We start from the raw sequence: 2,716 nt of genomic DNA on the forward strand, positions 1-2,716 counted from the left end.
TTAAGACACTCTAAGAATAAAAAATAAAAAAACTCCTACCCAATTTATGCCCCGTCCTTGGGGCGGAAATTGGCTCATCACGTCCTGTGATGAATTACGGAGTTTTTTTATTTTTTCTTCTAAGAGTCTCTAAAATTCATTCAAATTATTTACAAACTCTCTTTATGAGGCTGTATTATTATTTTTATGCTTATTATTTTTAATTATTTTATATATTCAAATTATATTAATGATTTTTATTCAACAAATTAACTTTACTTTAATTAAAAGCATAAAATGTAAGTAGTGTGTTTAAAAAGTATTAAAATTTAATAACAGATGAAAGAGTCAATTCTCCTTAAATCCAATCCAAAATAAACCCATCTAAAGCCATTCCACCTAAAGCCTGAAATAGATCTTCTTCCTACAAAGGTGATAAAAGCCCAGTAGGATCTTCTATTTCTTTCCCATATATACACAAACCTATATAAGCAAGGTCTTATAGCACCTTGGTCTATAGACATTACTGCAGCACCACCAGGACCACCTTGAATTTGCTTTGTAGTTGCTTGAGGCTTTTCTGGTGTAAATGATGGCGGTGGACCAGAAGGCATTTGTCTAAACATTGTATTTGTGCCATACTGTAAATTATTATAATTATAAGGACAGTTTTGGCACATAGGCATTAATTCATAATAGTATTCATTTTCATCAGTATACATAAAAAACTCCTTTTAAATAATAATACAATTATAGAATATGCTATTTTAATAAAAGTGTTACAAATGTAGAGTATTCCAATGTAAATGGAGATAAATTCAGTGAAAAAATAATTAAAAATAATAAGCCTAGGCACATAAAGAGAGTTTGTAAATAATTAGAATGAATTTTAGAGACTCTTAGAAGAAAAAATAAAAAAACTCCGTAATTCATCACAGGACGTGATGAGCCAATTTCCGCACCAAGGACGGTGCATAAATTGGGTAGGAGTTTTTTTATTTTTTCTTCTTAGAGTGTCTTAATAAAATGACTTATTTACAAACTCTCTTTATGTGCCTAGGCTTATTATTTTTAATTATTTTTTCACTGAATTTATCTCCATTTACATTGGAATACTCTACATTTGTAATCCTTTTATTACTCCACAAGCTAATCTTTTACCAGCATTTCCTGCAGGTTGACTTCTATAGTCATCAGGACTTTGATGAATAATAATGGATTTTCCAATTATATCTTTTACTTTAAACTTGTTTGTAAAAAAGCACATAGCAGCAAAACCATTATTAGAAAATAATACAGGGAAATCTCCTGCATGATTGCCATGAGGCTGATTAGTAGGATTCCAGTGTTCTCCTGCGGCAGTAAAAGGATTATTAATATCACCTACTTGGCAATTGCCAAATTCATGTATATGAAAACCATGAGGTCCCACAGGAGGATTATTGCCAGAAGCAGGTTTGTAATTTGGAAGTCCTGTAATGGTAGTGCATACTTGCACACCACCAGGTACATCTATAAAATACACAATGCCATTTATAGATGGAGCAAGAGGTCCTCCTTCAATATTTGCATAGGCAACAGATTGTAGGGGTATATTCATATTATTTAAATTTGCTCTAAAATAAGGTATGGGCATGTATTCACTATCATAATAGTTATAGTAATTATAAAACATCTTTAAAACCCTTCTTAAACTTATTATACATTTCTATAATATGTTTGTTATTTTAAAACGTGAAAATAATAAAATATATATAAATTTAAATTTAAAAATAAATCTAAAAGTAATTATTAAAATGAAGTTTTTGTTGGTAGGATTTAATTTTAGTAATGTTAAAAAGTTCAGTACAAAATTGTACTGAACTTTTTAGAAGTAAATTATTTGTTTTTTAAGAATTTTATATAAAATATTTTTTTATTAATAGACACATTTTAAATAATATAATTTTAAGAAATTATATTATGATATGCTATCTTTTAAAGTTTTACCAAGTTCTTTGCAACTATCTTCATCTGCACCTGCAGGTTCTCCATTTACCATTAAGCCTTCGTCAGCAACTAATTTAGCCTTATATCCTTCCATTTTTTCATACCAATCTCTCATCCATTTTCCATCTCCCCAACCAAAGGAGCCAAAAATAACGCAAGGTTTTCCTTCTACAATTGAAGATATTGAGTCAACAAAAGGTTCCATTTCAGATTCTTCCAGCACTTCATCTCCCATAGCAGGGCAACCAAGAGCTACAGCATCAGCATTTTTTACATCATCTGTTGAAGTTTCAGATACATTTTTAAGTATTACTTCTATACCATCACCAGAAGCACCTTCTGCTACTAAGTTAGCCATTTGTTCAGTATTACCTGTACCACTCCAATAAGTTATTAATATTTTTTTCATACAAAAAACCTCCTTTACGAGAATGATAATCAATATCATTTACATATATCATAAGCCTTATTTTAGATTTTGTAAAGGGGAAATTTATAATTTTACATAGTTTGTTAAATAAAAAATCATTGAGATAATTTAAATATATAAAATGATTAAAAATAATAAGCACAGTAGGGCATAAAGAGAGTTTGTAAATAATTAGAATGAATTTTAGACAATCTTAGAATAAAAAATAAAAAAACTCCGTAATTCATCACAGGACGTGATGAGCCAATTTCCGCCCCAAGGACGGGGCATAAATTGGGTAGGAGTTTTTTTATTTTTTATTCTTAGAGTGTCTTAATG

3 protein-coding genes are annotated in these 2,716 nt (G+C 29.5%); all 3 read right to left on the bottom strand.

The window, feature by feature from the left end; all coding sequences use genetic code 11:
* Positions 1-308: 308 nt before the first annotated feature.
* Complete coding sequence (locus CLOACE_RS11470) at positions 309-701, bottom strand: hypothetical protein (RefSeq protein WP_070111385.1); 393 nt, start codon at positions 699-701, stop codon at positions 309-311.
* A gap of 395 nt (positions 702-1,096) precedes the next feature.
* On the bottom strand, positions 1,097-1,615 hold the full coding sequence (locus CLOACE_RS11475) for a superoxide dismutase family protein (RefSeq protein WP_423230267.1): 519 nt from the start codon (positions 1,613-1,615) through the stop codon (positions 1,097-1,099).
* A gap of 324 nt (positions 1,616-1,939) precedes the next feature.
* Positions 1,940-2,377 carry a flavodoxin gene (locus CLOACE_RS11480; protein WP_070111386.1) on the bottom strand — a complete coding sequence of 146 codons (438 nt, stop codon included), beginning with the start codon at positions 2,375-2,377 and terminating at the stop codon, positions 1,940-1,942.
* Positions 2,378-2,716 lie beyond the last annotated feature (339 nt).

It is taken from the genome of Clostridium acetireducens DSM 10703, from assembly GCF_001758365.1.
Classification (GTDB): Bacteria; Bacillota; Clostridia; order Clostridiales; family Clostridiaceae; genus Clostridium_C; species Clostridium_C acetireducens.

Coding starts and splice junctions, on each gene's coding strand:
- CLOACE_RS11480 (WP_070111386.1), bottom strand. CDS start 2,377: ATGAAAAAAATATTAATAACTTATTGGAGTGGTACAGGTAATACTGAA.
- CLOACE_RS11475 (WP_423230267.1), bottom strand. CDS start 1,615: ATGCCCATACCTTATTTTAGAGCAAATTTAAATAATATGAATATACCC.
- CLOACE_RS11470 (WP_070111385.1), bottom strand. CDS start 701: ATGTATACTGATGAAAATGAATACTATTATGAATTAATGCCTATGTGC.